General features: G+C 64.0%; 15 protein-coding genes and 1 tRNA gene. 6 read left to right on the forward strand and 10 right to left on the reverse strand.

What is annotated here, in order from left to right:
• Positions 1-343: 343 nt before the first annotated feature.
• From RIN79_RS00005 to RIN79_RS00015, 3 genes are all read right to left on the reverse strand, one after another.
• The gene (locus RIN79_RS00005) at positions 344-1,093 is read right to left on the reverse strand and encodes an SDR family oxidoreductase (protein ID WP_309082514.1); all 750 of its coding nucleotides are present in this window, start codon (positions 1,091-1,093) and stop codon (positions 344-346) included.
• A gap of 56 nt (positions 1,094-1,149) precedes the next feature.
• On the reverse strand, positions 1,150-3,321 hold the full coding sequence (locus RIN79_RS00010) for a transglycosylase domain-containing protein (RefSeq protein ID WP_309082515.1): 2,172 nt from the start codon (positions 3,319-3,321) through the stop codon (positions 1,150-1,152).
• Positions 3,322-3,473: 152 nt separating this feature from the next.
• Positions 3,474-4,133: a hypothetical protein gene (locus RIN79_RS00015; RefSeq protein ID WP_309082516.1), complete on the reverse strand. Its 660-nt coding sequence runs from the start codon at positions 4,131-4,133 to the stop codon at positions 3,474-3,476.
• Positions 4,134-4,323: 190 nt separating this feature from the next.
• On the opposite strand from RIN79_RS00015, the gene RIN79_RS00020 reads away from it, so the two are divergent.
• A complete protein-coding gene (locus RIN79_RS00020; protein WP_309082517.1) occupies positions 4,324-4,707 on the forward strand; it encodes a DUF202 domain-containing protein in 384 nt (127 codons plus the stop codon).
• A 19-nt stretch (positions 4,708-4,726) separates the two neighbouring features.
• Here RIN79_RS00020 and RIN79_RS00025 read toward each other — a convergent pair whose 3' ends face one another.
• From RIN79_RS00025 to RIN79_RS00050, 6 genes are all read right to left on the reverse strand, one after another.
• Entirely contained in the window at positions 4,727-5,122 is a 396-nt protein-coding gene (locus RIN79_RS00025; protein WP_309082518.1) for a nuclear transport factor 2 family protein, read from the reverse strand.
• A gap of 120 nt (positions 5,123-5,242) precedes the next feature.
• On the reverse strand, positions 5,243-5,860 hold the full coding sequence (locus RIN79_RS00030; protein WP_309082519.1) for a ribonuclease D: 618 nt from the start codon (positions 5,858-5,860) through the stop codon (positions 5,243-5,245).
• Positions 5,857-7,245: a dipeptidase gene (locus RIN79_RS00035; RefSeq protein ID WP_309082520.1), complete on the reverse strand. Its 1,389-nt coding sequence runs from the start codon at positions 7,243-7,245 to the stop codon at positions 5,857-5,859. Before RIN79_RS00035 ends, RIN79_RS00030 begins: the two co-directional genes overlap by 4 nt.
• Positions 7,246-7,354: 109 nt before the next feature.
• Positions 7,355-8,350, reverse strand: coding sequence for a BMP family ABC transporter substrate-binding protein (locus RIN79_RS00040; RefSeq protein ID WP_309082522.1), 996 nt, complete (start codon positions 8,348-8,350; stop codon positions 7,355-7,357).
• Between the two features lie 180 nt (positions 8,351-8,530).
• Positions 8,531-9,193, reverse strand: a complete 663-nt coding sequence (gene msrA / locus RIN79_RS00045) for a peptide-methionine (S)-S-oxide reductase MsrA (RefSeq protein WP_309082523.1) — start codon at positions 9,191-9,193, stop codon at positions 8,531-8,533.
• A 27-nt stretch (positions 9,194-9,220) separates the two neighbouring features.
• Positions 9,221-9,544: a hypothetical protein gene (locus tag RIN79_RS00050; RefSeq protein ID WP_309082524.1), complete on the reverse strand. Its 324-nt coding sequence runs from the start codon at positions 9,542-9,544 to the stop codon at positions 9,221-9,223.
• Between the two features lie 215 nt (positions 9,545-9,759).
• Here RIN79_RS00050 and RIN79_RS00055 point away from each other — a divergent pair.
• Positions 9,760-9,849, forward strand: a tRNA-Ser gene (locus tag RIN79_RS00055).
• A 111-nt stretch (positions 9,850-9,960) separates the two neighbouring features.
• On the opposite strand, the gene RIN79_RS21520 is transcribed toward RIN79_RS00055, so the two are convergent.
• Positions 9,961-10,206, reverse strand: a complete 246-nt coding sequence (locus tag RIN79_RS21520; protein ID WP_375165846.1) for a DUF982 domain-containing protein — start codon at positions 10,204-10,206, stop codon at positions 9,961-9,963.
• Positions 10,207-10,944: 738 nt separating this feature from the next.
• Here RIN79_RS21520 and RIN79_RS00060 point away from each other — a divergent pair.
• The 4 genes from RIN79_RS00060 (at position 10,945) to RIN79_RS00075 (ending at position 16,312) form a co-directional block, all read left to right on the forward strand.
• Positions 10,945-12,549, forward strand: coding sequence for a peptide ABC transporter substrate-binding protein (locus RIN79_RS00060; protein WP_309082525.1), 1,605 nt, complete (start codon positions 10,945-10,947; stop codon positions 12,547-12,549).
• Between the two features lie 62 nt (positions 12,550-12,611).
• On the forward strand, positions 12,612-13,535 hold the full coding sequence (oppB, locus tag RIN79_RS00065; protein ID WP_309082526.1) for an oligopeptide ABC transporter permease OppB: 924 nt from the start codon (positions 12,612-12,614) through the stop codon (positions 13,533-13,535).
• The gene (locus RIN79_RS00070) at positions 13,528-14,667 is read left to right on the forward strand and encodes an ABC transporter permease subunit (RefSeq protein ID WP_309082527.1); all 1,140 of its coding nucleotides are present in this window, start codon (positions 13,528-13,530) and stop codon (positions 14,665-14,667) included. Before oppB ends, RIN79_RS00070 begins: the two co-directional genes overlap by 8 nt.
• Position 14,668: 1 nt before the next feature.
• Positions 14,669-16,312: an ABC transporter ATP-binding protein gene (locus RIN79_RS00075; RefSeq protein ID WP_309082528.1), complete on the forward strand. Its 1,644-nt coding sequence runs from the start codon at positions 14,669-14,671 to the stop codon at positions 16,310-16,312.
• Positions 16,313-16,334 lie beyond the last annotated feature (22 nt).

Here is a 16,334-nt window from a genome sequence, read left to right on the forward strand (position 1 = left end):
TGCATCCCGGCACCGCCGGCCTGTCGCGGGCCCTCAGCATGCCTCCAGGTACCGATCCCTGGAGGGGGAGGTTGCCGCCGCTCTCCCGAACACCCGGTGCGCATCCGGTTCCCGCAAGAGCGATGGGACGGATTGTAAGAGGGCTGCCGGGGGTGGGGATAAAAAAACACAGAAATTTTTTCGGCGGCGTGCCGGTGTGATTGAAAACAGCAGATTAGCCGGCCAAAAATTCTCCTGGCCTTCGAGATATATCACTCCGCCGCATCACCGAGGCGATCCTGAAGCACCAGGGGCGGCGCGCAGAATCGATCCCCAATCGCGGAGCCGTCAGCCAACCCGCGGTTCAGACGTGTTGGCCGCCGTTGATATGGATCTCGGCCCCTGTGACATAAGATGCGTTCTCCGAGCAGAGGAAGAAGATGGTGTCCGCCACCTCCGCCGTCTGCCCCAGGCGACGCAGCGGGATCGTCTCCACCAGCCTGTCGGTGCCGGGCGAAAGGATCGAGGTCTCGATCTCGCCCGGCGCGATCGCGTTGACGCGGATGCCATAGGGACCGAAATCGGCGGCCATTTCGCGGGTCAGGGCGGCGAGTGCCGCTTTGGAGGTGGCATAAGCCGTGCCTGCGAAGAGATGAACCCGGCTGCCGGCGATAGAGGTCACATTGACGACGGTGCCTTTTGCGGCCGCCAGTTCCTTGAACAGGCCGCGCGCCAGCATGATTGGCGCAAAAAAATTCACCTGGAACACGTCGCGCCACACATGCATCGGCGTGTCTATGGAATTCATGCGCTTGCCGCCGTCAAGCTTGGGGGAAATCGCAGCATTGTTCACCAGCGCGTCGAGCCTGCCGCCATTGGCGTCCAGCCGATGGCGTATTTCGCCGATGGCGATGCCGACGCCCTCCTGGTCGGACAGATCGAGCTGGATATGGTCTTCGGGCCCGGCGGGCCAGGGGCAGTCCTCGGAAAAAGCCTGGCGCGAGCAGGTGATGACGCGCCAGCCCTCGCGCGAGAAGCGCTTCACCGTGGCATGTCCGATGCCGCGGCTGGCGCCGGTCAGCACCAGCGTTTTCCTCTTGTCGGTCTCGCTCACCGCGCTCTCCATCTCTGCCCGATATGTAATCCCTGGGCGCGGAGAAGGCGATAGGGCTAGTTGCCGAGGATGACGTCGAGGATGGAGAGATTGCGCCGCTGGGGCGGGGCGCCGCCGACCTCCGCGGGCGGGACGGGCCGGCGCTCTCCCCGTTCGACCGATGATGGGATCCCGGCCGAGGACGGTATCGGCGCGGGCCGCGCCGTCTCGCCCACAGCGTTCTGCGGCGCCGGCGTTGACGCCTGCAGCGGCTCCGGCGCTGGATTTCGACGCGGCCTCCAGCCTCCCGGCAGGCCTGCGACAGGGACACCTTCGTGGGCGGCGGCCATGAATTCGCGCCAGGCCTGCGCCGGCAACGAACTGCCGGCCGCCCTGGTGGCGCGGCTATCGTCATTGCCGAACCAGACGCCGGTCACCAGGTTGGACGTGTAGCCCACGAACCAGGCATCGCGGGAGTCCTGGGTGGTGCCGGTCTTGCCGGCGGCAGGCCAGCCGAAAGCGGCGGACCGGCCGCTGCCATATTCGATCGTGCCCGCCATCATGGAATTCATCATGCCGATGATCTCAGGGCTCGCCACGCGCGGCACGCGGCTTGTCCGGTGCTCGTAGAGGACCTTTCCGGAGGCTGTGACCACACGCTCGACGAAATGCACCTCCGGGCGGAAACCGCCATTGGCGAAGGGTACATAGGCCGCCGTCAGCTCCAGCGGGGTCACTTCGGAAGTGCCGAGGGCGATTGAGGCGTTGGGCTTGAGGACCGACTCGATGCCCATGCGCTGCGCCACCTCGATGACCGCCTCCGGCCCCACCTCCATGACAAGCTGGGCGGCGACGGAATTCAGCGAGCGGGCAAGCGCCTCGGCGAGCGTGACCTGCCCGTAATACTTGCCTTCGTTGTTCTCCGGCCGCCATTTGCCGATTCTGACTGGCGCGTCGTTGCGCATGCTCTCTGGCGTGCGGCCCTGCTCCAGCGCGGCCATGAAGACGAAGGGCTTGAAGGCGGAGCCGGGCTGGCGGCGCGCTTCGGAAGCGCGGTCGAACTGGCTGTTTGCATAATCGTAGCCGCCGACCATCGCGCGCACCGCGCCCGACCCGTCGATCGAAACCAGCGCCCCCTGGCTCACCTGCAACTTCCCGCCTTTTTCGTCGATCAGCCGGCGGATCGATTTCTCCGCGACCTTCTGCAGGTGGAAGTCGATGGTCGTATGCACCACCAGATCCTTCTCGACGGCCCCGATCAGCGCCGGCAGTTCTTCCACGATCCGGTCGGCCACATAGTGCTCAGATCCGGTCCAGAAGGCGCTTGCGCGGGCGGCCGGCGCGCTCATGGCGGCCGTAAGCTGGCCATCGCCGATCATGCCTTCCTCGCGCATCGCGGCGAGCACGACCTGCGCACGCTCTTCGGCGGCCTGGGGATCGCGGGCGGGCGACAGCCGCGAAGGTGCTTTCAGGAGGCCGGCGAGCAAGGCTGCTTCGGCAAGCGTCACGTCACGCGCGGATTTGTTGAAATAGCGCTTCGCTGCCGCCTCCACGCCATAGGCTCCGGAGCCGAAATAGACCCGGTTCAGATACATTTCGAGGATCTGGTTCTTGGTATATTTCTGCTCCATCCAGATGGCGAGCAGCATCTCCTGCACCTTGCGCTCGAGCGTGCGGTCGGGCTTGAGGTAAAGGTTCTTGGCAAGCTGTTGGGTGATGGTGGAACCGCCTTGGCTCAGTTCCCCCTGCATCAGGTTTTCCACCATGGCGCGGCCGATGCCGACCGGATCGACGCCCCAATGGGAGTAGAAGCGCCGGTCCTCGATGGCGATCACCGCCTGCGGGATGTGCGGCGACATCTCCTGCAATCCGATGGCTTCTCCGCCCGTCATCCCGCGATTGGCAATGACGGTGCCGTCCGCGGCGAGAATTTTCACATTCGGCGGCCGGTCTGGAATCGACCATGTGGTAAGGCTCGGCATCTTCGCGCCGTAGAAGGCGACAAGCCCGGCCGCGCCGATGCCCGCCCAGAGCGCAAGCACGAGCGACCAATAGACAAGACCCCGCATGAATCCGCCGAAGCCGCCCCGCCGGCTTCGCCCGGAACGCCCACGCGACTTCCTCTTGCCCTTTCCTCTGCCCGCAGGCGGCAGCACGCGGTCGGACGCGCGCACCGAAAGCGCAGCGCGGCGCGATCCCGGCGCGTCAAAGCTCGGCTCTATGCGCCTGTTGCGATTGGACTTGGCCATTCCCGAAGTCACCCCAGCGCCACCCCGATGGGCGCGTCAGCCCCGATGGAGGCTAAACATGGCAATTTAAGGGGGTGTTAAGGCGGTCTCGGGACGCCGTAGGTACAGGAGGTCAGATGGCCCGCACATGCGGGCCATCTGACGGTCAGGTCCTAAAAATCTATATCAACGCCGCCCTCTCCAATGCCGACGGAAGCCCCGTCGGAGCCGCCGATCCCGGCATTGATGCCGCTGGAGTTGCCGCTGCCGGCGCCCCGGCCGCCCACATCGGCATTGATGCCGCCGGTGTTGCCGGTCGCTGCATCCGGGCCGACGCCCACATTGATGCCGCCCGTCGTTCCCGAGGCCGCACCGCTGCCCACGCCGGCATTGACGCCGTTCTGATTGCCGGCGGCGGCACCGCTTCCGACGCCGGCATTGATGCCGCTGGAGTTGCCGGAAGCGGCGTTTGCCCCAGCGCCCACATTGACGCCGCCAGTATTGTTGTTGCCGCCGCCTGCCGCACCGACATGAAGGCCGTCCGGGGTTGCCGCGCCGGGCAATGCGGCCGCGCCCGGCCCGCCGACACTGCCGCCCGGTCCGGTAACGCCAGGTGCGCCGGCGCCCCGCCGGCCGATCGCGGAGGTCTGCCCGGGATCGACCTGGCATCCAGACTCGGCGATTTGCCTTAGCTGTTCCGCCGAAAGAGCGCTGGCGGGCAGGTCGCAGATATCCTGCGTCTGCGCGCCAACGGCCAGCGGCGTCATCGTCGTGCCCGCCAGAGCAATGCCGAAGTAAATAGCAAGGCGCGACGGTACTTTTGTCATTTTCATGGAAGAGACTCCTGTCGTTGTCTCCCACGTCCCGATCATCGAACTGAAAAATCTTTATTTTGTTCAACCCCTTGCCGTCAGGCTCCGCTTCCGAAGCGCCGAACTGCCCTTGTCGAAGCGAGGAGCGGGCGAGTGATCCGGCTTGCGGATGTCGCGCAACCAAGCAGCGGCGGTGGCGTTAGACCGGACCATGAGCGATGAGAGTCAAGCGCCCGACCGCAGGAACCAGCTTGCCGCCGACCGCACGGTCTTCGCGGCCGAGCGCACCTATGCGGCCTGGGTCCGAACCGGCCTGGCGGCGCTGGCGAGCGGGATCGGCGCCAAGGCCCTCCTTGAAAACGTCGTACCGGAATTCCTGATCATTGCCACCGGCACGATTCTTGTCCTGTTCAGCGCCTTCTGCTTCGGCACCGCCGTGTGGCGCGAGATCAGCCCCGGGCCGCCGCCGCCGCGGCCGGAGGTCAAACGCATCTCGCCCTATCTTCTCGTGCTCGTGAACGGCTTCCTCGTGCTGGTCGCCTTCGCCGCCCTCATCGGCATCTGGTTCGGCGATACAGGGGGCCAGGGGCAATAGTGCGGTCCATCCGCCGGGTTTAAGCCTTTGCCTGCCCCATATCGGCGTGGCGATGGACGAGCTTCCAGCTGCCGTTCTCGCGGCGGAAGACCTCGGTGACCCGAAGCCGCATCGGAACGCGGCGGCCCTGAATCTCAACCTCGGCGACCTGCAAGCCCGTCCAGAATCCGAGGTCACCGTCCGAACCCATCTGCAAGATCTCGAAGCGGCTTTCGCCGCCCGGCCCGAACTGTGCGGCGCCCCCTCCGTAGTCTTTCCGGACCGCCTCAGCACCCTCGAGGATCTTGCCGTCGGGGCCGAAGAAGGTGGCCGGGTCGTTCTCCGCCGACAGGGCCACAACTTCGCTGCCGTCACCGCGGCAGAACGCGCGCGCCGCCTGCTCCCGGCGCTCGATGAACTGCCTGAAATCGTCCATGGCGTTCTCCTTTGTTCCTATCCGAACGCCAAGATATGAAGGGCTGCCGAGGCAGCAAGGGATCGGGCATTCCGCTCCTGACATCCATGTCAGGATGTGAACCGCCCCCGTTGAATGCCGTCAGCTATGGGCGAAAATATCCTCTTCCTCCCATCCCATCAGGTCGAGCTTGGCGCGCGTGGGCAGGAACCTGAAGCAGGCAGCCGCCTCCCGCATGCGACCGTCGCGCTCCAGCCGCTGCGCCAGCACATCGCGCAGGCGGTGGAGGTAGAGAACGTCGGATGCGGCATATTCCAGTTGCTCCGGCGTCAGCTGGTCTGCGCCCCAGTCGGAGGACTGCTGAACCTTCGATAGATTGACGCCGAGCAATTCGGCGCAGATGTCCTTGAGCCCGTGCCGGTCCGTATAGGTGCGGGCCAGCCGCGAGGCGATCTTTGTGCAGAACACCGGATCGGCCATGACTCCGAACGCGTGGTAAAGCACCGCAATATCGAAGCGGGCGTAGTGGAACAGCTTGGCGATACGCCTGTTGCGCAGGATGGCGACCAGATTGGGCGCGCGCTTCTGCCCCGGTGCGATCTGGATCACGTCCGCCGTCCCGTCCCCCGGCGAGATCTGCACCACGCAGAGACGGTCCCGGTGGGGTTTCAATCCCAGTGTCTCCGTGTCGATCGCCACCGCCTCGACATCATAATGGGAGAGGTCTGGAAGGTCGTGCTGGTGGAAGCGGATCGTCATCGGCCTTCATCCGCAAGAGCGGCGAGGATGCGCGCCCAGGAGCGCTGCCCCTTATGGAAGGAGCTGAGCTCGTATTTCTCGTTCGGGGAATGTATGCGGTCGTCCGCGAGCCCGAATCCCACCAGCAGCGACTCCATGCCCAAGAGCTTCTGGAAATCGCCGACGACTGGAATGGAGCCGCCCATGGCGGTGGTGACCGCCGGCTTCGGCCATTCCTGCGAAAGCGCAGCCTGCGCCGTTTTCACCAGCGGGGAGTCGTAGGAAAGCTGGATCGCCGGCGAGCCGCCATGCGGCGCAAACTCCACCGAGCAGTCGGCCGGGATGCGCTCGCGGACGAAGGCGCGGAAAGCGTCGCGGATCTTGTCCGGGTCCTGCTTGTGCACCAGCCGGAAGGAGACCTTTGCCGAAGCCTCGGCCGGGATGACGGTCTTGAAGCCCTCGCCCGTATAGCCGCCATGGATGCCGTTCACCTCCGCCGTGGGCCTTGCCCAGACCAGTTCCAGCACGGAGCGCCCCTTCTCCCCGGCAGGATGCGCAAGGCCGATCGGCCCCAGCAGCATCTCGGCGCTCCGCCCGAGCGCTTCCCAGCTCTTCAGGACCTCCGGCGGGGTCTCTTCCACTCCCTCATAGAAGCCGGGGATCGTCACGCGACCGTTCTCGTCATGCAGGTCGGCCAGCACCTTCGCAAGGATGCGGATCGGATTGGCCGCCGCGCCGCCATAGGAACCGGAATGCAGGTCGCGATTGGCGGCCTTGACGGTCACCTCCTCGCCGACGAGCCCGCGCAAGCCGACGCAGATGGCCGGCGTCTCCGCGTCCCACATGGAGGTGTCGCAGACAAGGGCGAAATCCGCCTTCAGCTCGCTGGCATTCTCCTCCAGAAACGGTTTCAGGGAAGACGAGCCGGACTCTTCCTCACCCTCCAGGAGGATGCTGATCCGGCAGGGCAGCTTGCCATGCACGGCTTTGTAGGCGCGGCAGGCCTCGATGAAAGTCATGAGCTGGCCCTTGTCGTCGGAGGCGCCGCGCCCGGTGATCACCTTGCGGCCGGGCGCGATCTCCTTGATCTCGGGTCTGAACGGATCGTTCTCCCAAAGGGGGAGGGGATCCACAGGCTGCACGTCATAATGTCCGTAGAAGAGCACATGCGGCCCCTCCCCCGGGTGATGCGCGACGACCATCGGATGCCCCGTCGTGTCGCGGACGCTTGCTTCGAAGCCGATGGATCTGAGGTCCTCCGCCAGCCAATCGGCGGCCCGCCGCACTTCCGCTGCGAAGGCCGGGTCGGTGGAAATGGACGGAATAGCCAGAAGACCGAAAAGCCTTTCGAGGCTTTCCCCGATCGAGCGGTCGAGATGGTCGAGCACGGGCGAAATATCTGTCATAGGCAATAGGCTCCAAACGGCTGCTGGCCGGGCGCTGCGGAACGGCCCGGACCCTGTAGCACATGAAAAAGGGCCGCGACGGCCCTTTCCCAGCGTCCTTGAAGAGCGTTTACCAATAGGGGCAGGAATTGTCTTCCAGGTAGTTGTGGACGGTGAGCGTGCCGGAGATGATGTCGGCCTTCGCCTTCTCGACCGCGTTCTTCATCTCTTCGGTGATCAGATCCTTGTTGTTGTCGTCGAGCGCGTAGCCGACGCCATCCTCCTTCAAGCCCAGATCCTGCTGGCCGTAGCTGAACTCGTTGTTCTTCGCGTCCACGAAGGAATCATAAACGGCCACATCGACCCGCTTCAGCATGGAAGTGAGCACATGGCCGGGATGCAGGTGGTTCTGGTTGGCATCGACGCCGATGCCGAGCTTGCCGGCGTCCGCCGCAGCCTGCAGCACGCCGACGCCCGTGCCGCCGGCGGCGTGATAGATCACATCGGCCCCCTGGTCGATTTGCGTGCGCGCGATTTCGCCCCCTTTGGTCGGGTCGTTCCAGGCGGCCGGCGTGTCGCCCGTATAGTTGCGGATGACCTTGGCGTCCGGGTTGGCGGCCTTGACCCCGCCCACATAGCCGCACTCGAACTTGGCGATCAGCGGCACCTGCATTCCACCCACGAAGCCGACCGCGCCGGTCTTGGACGCCATGGCCGCCAGCATGCCGACGAGATAGGAGCCCTCATGCTCCTTGAAGGTAATGGAGCGGACATTCGGCTGATCGACCTTGTCGTCGATGATCGTGAAGCTCACATCCGGGAATTCGGGCGCTACCCTGTTGAGATATTCCACCCAGGAAAAGCCGGCCATCACGATCGGATTGTGGCCGCGTTCGGCGAAGCGGCGCAGCGCCTGCTCGCGCTGGGCGTCGTTCGAAATCTCGAACTCGGCATATTCGACGCCGGTCTCCTGCTTGAACTTCTCCGCGCCCATATAGGCCATTTCGTTGAAGGATTTGTCGAACTTGCCGCCGAGATCGAAGAGGAGAGCCGGCGAAACCTCCTGGGCCATGGCGGTGCCCGCCATCGCGGCCGCAGCCAAGAGTCCGAGAACGATACGCTTCATGTGATCCACACCCTGTCGGTTGCTTTGACACTGGACTGAGCGCCAGACCGTCAAGGGCACGGCGCGCCATCCATCGGCAGGCATTCTTTCTCCTGCTTACCGCCCACTCTCGCATGGGCGGCATCAAAATTCCACGCGGAAAATTGCGGGTTTGGGTAGCCCGGCGCGGGGCCAGAATCCCTATTGCAGACCAGAGGCGCCCGGCATCGGGCAGGTGACGCCGGTACCCTGAAGGCCGCAATAGCCGCCGGGGTTCTTGGCCAGATACTGCTGATGCTCCTCCTCGGCGAAGTAGAAGGTCGGAGCCCGCGCGATCTCGGTCGTGATGGAGCCGCCGCCAGCAGCCCTCAGCGCCCTCTGATAGGCCTCGCGCGAGACCTGGGCCTCGCCGAGTTGCTCGTCCGTCGCCGCATAGATGGCCGACCGGTAGGTGGTGCCCACATCATTGCCCTGGCGCATGCCTTGGGTAGGATCGTGGCTTTCCCAGAACACCTTGAGAAGTGCGGACAAGGAGACGATCTGCGGGTCGTACACCACAAGAACCACTTCAGCGTGGCCGGTCAGGCCCGTGGTCGTCTCGCGGTAGGTCGGGTTGGGCGTCAGCCCGCCGGCATATCCGACCGCTGTCACCCAGACCCCTTCCATCTGCCAGAACAGGCGTTCGGCACCCCAGAAGCACCCCATGCCGAAAAACACCTGCTCGGTACCTTCAGGATATGGCCCCTTGAGAGGCCGGCCATTGACGAAATGCCGTTGGGCGGTCGGGATCGGCTGCTCGCGCCCGGGCAGGGCCTCCTGTGGCGAGGGAAGTCTGAGTTTCTTTTCCGAGACTTGAAAGAACATGTCGTCCTCCGCGGTTGCGCCGTGCGGTCAGCGCGAGATGATGAGGGAGCCGCCTGGGCGCCGCCGCCTATGCCCGATGGCAAAGAGCAGCAAGGCAAGCGCGGCGAAGACCAGCCAGCCCGGCAGGGTAAGGATGAAAGTCATCACGGGATCCCACAGCACGGGAGCCCTGCTGCCTTCGAGGAACCGCTGTAGCGAGGCGAGCGTCTCGGGCCAGGTTCCGCGCCAGCTTTCTCCCAGTGGTGTGAACGTCCAGGCATCGGCGGCTACGGTGCGTGTCGCGTCGATGACCGCCATGACCACTGCGACGGAAAGGGCAAAAAGGGCAAGCAAGCGGAAGATGAAGCGCATCGGCACATCCGGCAAGGCTGATGCTCGGGAGATAGGCACTGAAGGATCGGTTGGCAATCGCTGCTCGGCCGGTTGTCGGCTGCGCATGCGCGTTCCACCGCCGAGCCCGAGAGAAAAGCCGCTGGGCATCTTGGCAGGGCGGGTCAATTCGACTAGATGAGCCGCGGGCATCTTGGGTGCCCCGGCGGCCGCGGCTCATTGCCGGGATCGTTCGCGGAGAGGTGGCCGAGTGGTTGAAGGCGCACGCCTGGAACGCGTGTATACGGGAAACCGTATCGAGGGTTCGAATCCCTCTCTCTCCGCCAGTCGCTTGGCGCCTCAGATTACGGTGTCCAGGCCGGCTTGGATCAGGACCCACCGCGCCGTCAGCAGCTTGTATAAACGCTGATCCGACCTGTTCGACCGGGTGAATCGATCTAGGCAAGAATGCCCGCTTCTTCGGCCGCAGCAACGAAAGCCTGCCGTGCAGCCGCGACATCGGTACTTCCGTCCAAGACATCGAAGCATACGGCCAAGGCCTGCCTGTGCAGAGGCCCACCTTGCACAGGCCATTGGTGGATGAGCACCTGAACGGCCTCAAGGGTGCTGTCGACTGCGTCCATAATGCCGCCCGTGGGGCCCAGTCGCACGGCAACGGGCTCGCTCCAGTGGCCGATCTCCATACCACCGAACAGCCGTCGAACCGCCTTGTTCCTGCGCTGGGGTCTAGTGTGCTGCCGGCCGGTTGACGTCAGTCGTCCTCGACTTCGCCATTCTCCACTTCAACGTCCTCGCCCTCGCCGCATCCAGCCATGGCGAGCGGAGCAGCCAAAGCCAAAATCAGCGTCACGATACGAAATATGGACATGCATCTACCTCCTGCTTTGATGCGGGAAACGGTCTGGAGCCTCCTGGGTTGCTCGACCAGGATAACATTCGCAGGAAGGGAGCCCTCTTTGCGTTGGAGCTGGACCTACCACGCCTTGAACGCACCGAGTCGCTAGACCCACTGCAGTCCAAAAATCGCGGTTCTCCTGCAACATCATTTCTCGAAGCGGCTCCGCGTCGGCTGATCCTTTCTGCTTGGGCCCGGTTACGCGGATTCTGTTTGACGCGTAGGTAATTTCCATGCTGAATCGGGCTTCAACCTGGCTCGTACGAGCACGCCAGTTGGAGCGCATAGGTCGCTCGGCCGGAGGGGGTAAGGCAGGATATGCGTTCTGCGTTTTCGACCGATCAGATTGGCGAAAGCGGCACTTCCTTCCGCCTCGATGGCTTCTCCCCATTCCTGTTCATGCAAGCATGGCCGCGGCGACGCGGCTTTTTTTGTGTCGAACGATGGGGAGCTGCGCCTCCATGGAATTGCGCGGCGGGTCGAGAGAACAACAAGCGTATCAACGCGAAAGTGATGGGAGTCCGATATGAAGAGAATGGCAGCAATCCGTCCGGCCGTAGCCGGCGCGCTGGCGCTGGCCGGTGTTTTCATCGGCGCGAGCACGGCGCTGGCGCAAGTCACCTATGTGCGCGGCAACGACGCCAATCCTGAGACGCTGGACCAGCACAAGACCTCGACGATCGCGGAGGCGAACATCCTGCGCGATCTCTACGAGGGTTTGGTCATCTATAGCGCGAAGGCTGAGGTGATCCCTGGCGTCGCCGAAAGCTGGGAGACGTCCGATGACGGCCTCGTCTGGACCTTCAAGCTGCGCGACGATGCGGCATGGTCGAATGGCGACCCGGTGACCGCCGAGGATTTCGTCTACTCGTATCAGCGGATCCTCAACCCGGAGACCGGCGCGAAATACGCCAACATGCTCTACGTCATCAAGAACGGGGAAAAGGTGAACAAGGGTGAGCTTCCGCCCACCGAAGTCGGCGTACGGGCGGTGGACGAGAAGACGCTGGAGATCACGCTGGAGAACCCGACCCCCTATTTCCTCCAGCTTCTCACGCACCAGACGAGCTACCCGGTACACAAGGCCAGTGTCGAGCAGCACGGGACGGATTTCGTGAAGCCCGAGAATCTCGTCACGAATGGACCCTACAAGCTCGTCTCCTTCGTGCCCAACGACAAGGTGGTGCTCGAGAAGAACCCCGAGTTCCGCGAAGCGGATAAGGTGGCGATCGACCGCGTCGAGTTCGTTCCCTTCGAGGAGCGCGCCACCTGCGTGCGCCGCTTCGAGGCGGGCGAGGTGCACAGCTGTTCCGACCTGCCGGCCGAGCAGTTGGAGCAACTGCGCGAACGGCTGGGCGAGCAGGTGCATGTGGCCCCTTATCTCGGCACCTACTACTACGCGCTCAACAACAAGAAGGACGATCTGAAGGACCCGCGGGTCCGCCAGGCGCTTTCCATGATGGTCGACCGCGAGTTCATCGCCGAGGAGATCTGGTCGGGCGCCATGCTGCCTGCCTACACCTTCGTGCCGCCGGGCATCGGCAACTATACGGGCGGCGGCGCCAAGGTCGATTGGGCCGACCTTGACCCGCTCGACAAGGAGGACCAAGCCATCGCGCTGATGAAGGAGGCCGGCTATGGCCCCGACAAGCCGCTGGAGCTGGAAATCTCCTATAGCGCCGGCGAGAACCACAAGAACACCGCGACAGCCATCGCCGACATGTGGAAGCCGCTCGGCGTCAACGTCACCTTCAACGTGCGTGACGGCTCGGCGCACTACTCGCATCTGCGCGACAGCGAGGACTACGAAGTGGCGCGCGCCGGCTGGATCGGCGACTTTTCCGACCCGGTCAACTTCCTGCAGCTGTGGGAGAGCGACAACAAAGGGTTCAACTATTCCAAATATGAGAACCCGGAATACGACAAGCTGATGGACCAGGCGGCCGCCGAAACCGATCTTGCCAAGCGCGAGGAGATCCTGCGCCAGGCCGAGGCCCTGCTTGTGAAGGACGCGGCGGTCATCTCCATGCTGTACTACTCGTCCCTCTCGCTCGTCTCGCCCAAGCTCAAGGGCTGGGAGGACAATATTCAGAATGCTCACGCCACCCGCTGGATGAGCCTTTCCGAATAATTGCAATGCCCGGAGCCGCGCGTGAAGGCGCGGCTCCGGCGCACAGCCGAGAGTGACGGCCCATGTTTGGCTATGTTTTGCGGCGCCTCCTCGGGGCGATACCGACGCTATTTGTTATCATCACGCTTTCCTTTTTCCTCATGCGCGTCGCGCCCGGCGGTCCCTTCGACCGCGAGCGCGCTCTGGAAGCCAAGGTCCTTGAGAATCTGAACCGGGTGTTCCACCTCGACCGGCCGCTGTGGGAGCAATATCTCTACTATCTCGGCAACCTCATGCGCGGGGACCTCGGCCCGAGCTTCATCTACCGCGACTTTTCCGTGCAGCAGCTTTTAGGCAGCGGATTGCCCATCTCGATCCAGCTTGGAGGGACCGCGCTGCTGCTCGCCCTTTTCGTCGGCTCCGTGCTGGGCACCATCGCCGCACTGCGCCAGAACTCCTTGATCGATTATGGCGTCACCGCCGTTGCCACATTCGGCATCACCATCCCGAACTTCGTCGTGGCGCCGCTTCTCTCGCTCATTTTCGGCGTGTGGTTCGGCCTGCTCCCGGCGGGCGGCTGGGGCAATGGCGCGCCCGCGAACATGCTGCTGCCCGTCATCACTCTGGCGCTGCCGCAGGTGGCCATCGTCGCGCGCCTGATCCGGGGCTCCATGATCGAGGCGCTTCGCTCCGACCATGTGCGCACCGCTCGTGCCTACGGCCTTCCTAAAACGATGGTGGTGGGGGTGCATGCCTTTCGCGCCGCCTGCCTCCCAGTCGTCTCCTATCTTGGGCCTGCCGCCGCGGCCCTGCTCACGGGTTCCGTGGTGGTGGAAACGATTTTCGGCTTGCCGGGGATAGGCCGCTATTTCGTGCAGGGCGCGCTCAACCGCGATTACACGCTGGTGATGGGCACGGTGATCATCATCGCGGTCTTCGTGGTCGTCTTCAACCTTATCGTCGACCTGCTCTACGCGGCGCTGGACCCGAGGGTGCGCTATGACTGACATCGCCACCAACACCCCCGAAGCCGCCGTCGGCGCACCGGTCAAGAGCCGCTCGCTCTGGGCGACAGCGCTGATGCGGCTTGCCCGCAACAGGGCAGCCATGGTCAGCCTCGGTCTCCTCGCCATCTTCGCGATGGCCGGAGTGTTCGGACCGATGCTCGCGCCGCACCACTATTCCACGGTCTATCCCGAATATGTGCGGGTCCCGGCGAGCCTTGAAGCCTATCCGCCCGAGGATGAGATCATCCCGCAGGCGGAGAGCGTGCTCGCGCGTACGCGGCTCGACATCGACTCGGTCGAGATCGATGGCAACACGCTGCGGGTGGAGGCATCCTCCGCACGCGAGATCGATCCTCGCGTGACGCGCTATCTCGACCGTTCGGACATTTTCTCCAATGCCCGGATCGTCGAGACCGGCCCTGATGGACGCTCCGTGGTCATGGAGGCCAATGTCCAGCGCCTGCGCTTCATTTTCGGCACAGACGCCAACGGCCGCGATCTGTTCGCCCGCATCCTTATCTCTATCCGCATCTCCCTCATCATCGGCGTACTCGCGACCGGGGTGGCTCTCCTCATCGGCGTTCTCTATGGGGCGACGGCCGGGTTCCTCGGCGGCCGCGTCGACAATCTCATGATGCGCGTCGTGGACATCCTCTATGCGCTGCCCTTCACATTCTTCGCCATCCTTCTGGTGGTGTTCTTCGGCAGGCATATGGTCCTCATGTTCATCGCCGTCGGTGCGGTGGAGTGGCTCGACATGGCACGCATCGTGCGCGGCCAGACGATATCCCTGCGGCGGCGCGAATTCGTGCAGGCGGCCGAGGCGCTTGGCGTAAGCTCGGGCGGCATCCTGCGCCGTCACATCATTCCCAACACGCTCGGTCCGGTGATCATCTACATGACCCTGCTCATCCCGAAGGTCATCCTGCTCGAAAGTTTTCTCTCCTTCCTTGGTCTTGGTGTGCAGGAGCCGCTCACCAGCCTCGGCGTGCTCATTTCCGAAGGAGCGCGCAATATGCGCAGCGCGCCCTATCTCCTTCTCTATCCCTCGCTCGCACTCACGCTCCTCCTCTTCTCCCTGAATTTCCTGGGAGACGGCCTGCGCGATGCGCTCGATCCGAAGGACCGCTGAGATGGCGGTAGGTGAGAGAGGCGAGCGAATTTTCGACATCCGCGACATCCGCGTCGCCTTCGATACGCCGGATGGCGTCGTCGAAGCGGTGCGCGGCGTCGATATGCATGTGAATGCGGGGGAGACCGTCGCCGTCGTCGGCGAGTCTGGTTCCGGGAAGAGCCAGATCATGATGGCCGCAATGGGCCTGCTCGCCGCGAACGGGCGGGCGCGAGGCTCGGCCACCTATCGCGGGCAGGAGTTGATCGGCCTCCCCAAGGAAAAGCTGAACCGCATCCGCGGTGCGAAGATCACCATGATCTTCCAGGAACCGATGACCTCGCTCGACCCGCTCTATACTATCGGGCGGCAGATTTCCGAGCCAATCATGGTGCATGGCGGGCTGTCGCCGTCTGCCGCCCGAGCCCGGGCTTTGGAGCTTTTGAAGCTGGTGCATATCCCGGACCCGGAGCGGCGCCTCAACTCCTATCCGCATGAGCTTTCGGGTGGTCAGCGTCAGCGCGTGATGATCGCCATGGCACTTGCCAATGGTCCGGATCTGCTCATCGCGGACGAACCGACCACGGCGCTCGACGTGACGATCCAGGCGGAGATCCTGCGGCTGCTCGCCGAATTGCAGCGCAAGCTGGGCATGGCGATCCTCTTCATCACCCACGACCTCACCATTGTGGAGGCCTTCGCCGACCGCGTTTATGTGATGCAGAGCGGGAAGGTGGTCGAGGAGGGCCCAACGGACGATATTTTCCGCCGCCCGAGGCAGGCTTATACCAAAATGCTGCTCGCCGCCCAGCCTGAGGGTTCGAAGCCGCCTGTGCCGGAGCGCGCGCCCATCCTGCTCGATGCAAGAAAGGTATCCGTCACTTTTTCCTCCGGCGGCGGCTTTTTCTCGCGTGCCGCATTCGAGCTGAAGGCGGTGCAGGAGGTCACGCTCTCGCTGCGTGCGGGCCAGACCATCGGGATTGTAGGTGAGTCCGGATCGGGTAAATCCACCCTCGGCCGGGCGCTCCTGCAGCTGCTGCCCTGCGAAGGGCGCGTGGTCTACCAGGGCACACCGATCCAGGGGTTCGACCGCGCCGCCATGCGGCCCTACAGGAAAAACCTGCAGATGGTCTTCCAGGATCCCTACGGCTCGCTCAGCCCGCGCATGACGGTGGGAGAGATCGTCACCGAAGGCCTTCTTGTGCACGAGCCGCAGCTGTCTGCGCGCGAGCGCGAGGACGCGGCCATGAAGGCGCTGAAGGAAGTCGGCCTCGAGCCGGCGGTGCGCAATCGGTTCCCGCACGAGTTCTCCGGCGGACAGCGCCAGCGTATAGCCATCGCGCGCGCCGTCGTCCTGAAGCCGACCATCATCGTTCTCGACGAACCCACATCCGCGCTCGACCGCTCCGTACAGAAGCAGATCATCCTGCTTCTGCGCTCCATCCAGGAAAGCCATGGTCTCTCATACATTTTCATCAGCCACGACCTGGCGGTTGTGAGGGCACTGGCCGACTATACGATCGTAATGAAATCGGGCCGCGTGGTGGAGGAGGGGCCGACGGAAGCGGTGTTCCGGCAGCCGGTCAGCGACTACACGCGCGCGCTCATGCAAGCCGCTTTCAACCTCAAGGAGGTTCTAAGCCGGCGAATGGAGCCGCAGGCCTAGGCTGCTCCTGCCCGGCACGGTG

It is taken from the genome of Chelativorans sp., assembly GCF_031180965.1.
In the GTDB taxonomy this organism is placed as follows: domain Bacteria; phylum Pseudomonadota; class Alphaproteobacteria; order Rhizobiales; family Rhizobiaceae; genus Chelativorans.

What these genes read in the sequence shown, in the direction of transcription:
- RIN79_RS00015 (WP_309082516.1), bottom strand. Translation starts at nt 4,133, where the DNA reads ATGAAAATGACAAAAGTACCGTCGCGCCTTGCTATTTACTTCGGCATT.
- RIN79_RS00050 (WP_309082524.1), bottom strand. Translation starts at nt 9,544, where the DNA reads ATGCGCTTCATCTTCCGCTTGCTTGCCCTTTTTGCCCTTTCCGTCGCA.
- RIN79_RS21520 (WP_375165846.1), bottom strand. Translation starts at nt 10,206, where the DNA reads ATGGAGATCGGCCACTGGAGCGAGCCCGTTGCCGTGCGACTGGGCCCC.
- RIN79_RS00030 (WP_309082519.1), bottom strand. Translation starts at nt 5,860, where the DNA reads ATGACGATCCGCTTCCACCAGCACGACCTTCCAGACCTCTCCCATTAT.
- RIN79_RS00070 (WP_309082527.1), top strand. Translation starts at nt 13,528, where the DNA reads ATGACTGACATCGCCACCAACACCCCCGAAGCCGCCGTCGGCGCACCG.
- RIN79_RS00035 (WP_309082520.1), bottom strand. Translation starts at nt 7,245, where the DNA reads ATGACAGATATTTCGCCCGTGCTCGACCATCTCGACCGCTCGATCGGG.
- RIN79_RS00040 (WP_309082522.1), bottom strand. Translation starts at nt 8,350, where the DNA reads ATGAAGCGTATCGTTCTCGGACTCTTGGCTGCGGCCGCGATGGCGGGC.
- oppB (WP_309082526.1), top strand. Translation starts at nt 12,612, where the DNA reads ATGTTTGGCTATGTTTTGCGGCGCCTCCTCGGGGCGATACCGACGCTA.
- RIN79_RS00060 (WP_309082525.1), top strand. Translation starts at nt 10,945, where the DNA reads ATGAAGAGAATGGCAGCAATCCGTCCGGCCGTAGCCGGCGCGCTGGCG.
- RIN79_RS00075 (WP_309082528.1), top strand. Translation starts at nt 14,669, where the DNA reads ATGGCGGTAGGTGAGAGAGGCGAGCGAATTTTCGACATCCGCGACATC.
- RIN79_RS00020 (WP_309082517.1), top strand. Translation starts at nt 4,324, where the DNA reads ATGAGCGATGAGAGTCAAGCGCCCGACCGCAGGAACCAGCTTGCCGCC.
- RIN79_RS00025 (WP_309082518.1), bottom strand. Translation starts at nt 5,122, where the DNA reads ATGGACGATTTCAGGCAGTTCATCGAGCGCCGGGAGCAGGCGGCGCGC.
- msrA (WP_309082523.1), bottom strand. Translation starts at nt 9,193, where the DNA reads ATGTTCTTTCAAGTCTCGGAAAAGAAACTCAGACTTCCCTCGCCACAG.
- RIN79_RS00010 (WP_309082515.1), bottom strand. Translation starts at nt 3,321, where the DNA reads ATGGCCAAGTCCAATCGCAACAGGCGCATAGAGCCGAGCTTTGACGCG.